At 56.4% G+C, this 1,412-nt stretch carries 1 protein-coding gene; it reads right to left on the reverse strand.

Features of this window, described 5'->3' with window-relative positions; genetic code table 11:
* Positions 1 to 82 precede the first annotated feature (82 nt).
* Positions 83 to 1,282: a GAF domain-containing sensor histidine kinase gene (locus ACTXGA_RS24445; protein ID WP_443397315.1), complete on the reverse strand. Its 1,200-nt coding sequence runs from the start codon at positions 1,280 to 1,282 to the stop codon at positions 83 to 85.
* Between the last annotated feature and the right edge of the window lie 130 nt (positions 1,283 to 1,412).

Raw genomic sequence — 1,412 nt, forward strand, 5'->3', positions numbered from 1 at the left:
CACTTGAAGTGGCAGGGGGGCACGCGACAGATTCGTTTTGTTCTTCTCGTCGTTGATGCGGCGGCCCGCGATGGCGCCTTGCTCATCCGACTGCGGGCAGAGTCACCACAAAAGTCGTGCCTGTTCCCTCCTGCGAGTGAACGTCGATTTTGCCGTTGTGAAGTCCGACGATCCGTTTGCACAACGCTAGTCCGAGACCCGTGCCGGGGTAATCTTCGGCCAAATTGAGCCGTTGGAATAGTTTGAAGACTTTTTCCTGACTGGCCTCGGCAATGCCTATACCGTTGTCCTCAACGCAGACCCGTTCAAACCCGTCCGGCGCGCCCGCTTCCCACCGTATCTGGACCTCTGGGCTGCGGCCGATAGCTCGGAATTTCAGAGCGTTTCCAACGAGGTTTTGGAACAAAATCCGAAGCTGAAGAGCGTTACCCATGACGGACGGGAGTTCGCCCAGCTCTATGTGGGCCGAATGGGTAGTGATTTCGCCCCGGAAATCGCCGACAACGCCCTGCAGAACTGGGGACAGCGCAACCGCGTCAGGCGGTACAGTCTGACCGACCAATTGGGTGTAGCTAAGCACACCGTCAACAAGTTGACCCATACGTTTATTGGTCGCGTCCATGTAGGTAAGTATTTCGCGGATGTTGACGTCGGTGTTCTCGCCGAGCAGTTCCAAAAGTTCGGATTGCAGCAAGAACATAGTGTTCGTGGGTGACTTGAGATCGTGCGATATGGCGAAGGTAAATTCTTCCTGCTCGCGTCGCAGGGCATCGCTGGTCATCAAGGAAGCGCGCAGCCGAATAAGGTCGTCGACGCAAGCAGCGAGACGTTCCAGCTTTTTCAGATCCGCTTGCGTCCACACCCGCGCTCTAGGTTCAATTACGCACAGTGCCCCGACGGGTTTGCGTGCCGGGTTGTGGATTGGCACGCCGAGGTACGCATGGACGTTCAAATCATCAATCGCCTTGTTGGTAGAAACGATCGGATGGCTTGTTGCGTCATCGACGATCAGCGGGGCATCGGCAGCCACGACGTGCTGGCAGAAAGAATGGCTCAGCGGGGACTGTCGCTTCGCGGCCCAGGCTGGCGGCAAACCGAGATGCGCCTTGAAAAATTGCCTGTCACGTTCCCAATCCACGATGGAAACCAGCGACACTGGCGATCCCAACAAGTCGGAGGCCAAGTAGATTAAGTTGTCAAAGGCACCCTCGGTCGGGGCATCGACAAGCCCAAGTTCGCTTAAACTGTATTGCTGTGTTTGCTCGGGCAAAAGAAGATTCATTTCTTGGATCGCTGGAGGGCTGCGAACGTAGTACCTCCGGAGCGTTGAGGAATGCTTTATGGCCTACTGCCGATTTGGCAACCTGGCTTCTAGCCATTTCGCCGGACACCGGGCCTGATCGTTCCAAGGG

It is taken from the genome of Antarctobacter jejuensis (assembly GCF_052266595.1).
GTDB lineage: Bacteria > Pseudomonadota > Alphaproteobacteria > Rhodobacterales > Rhodobacteraceae > Antarctobacter > Antarctobacter jejuensis.

Coding starts and splice junctions, on each gene's coding strand:
- ACTXGA_RS24445 (WP_443397315.1), bottom strand. CDS start 1,282: ATGAATCTTCTTTTGCCCGAGCAAACACAGCAATACAGTTTAAGCGAA.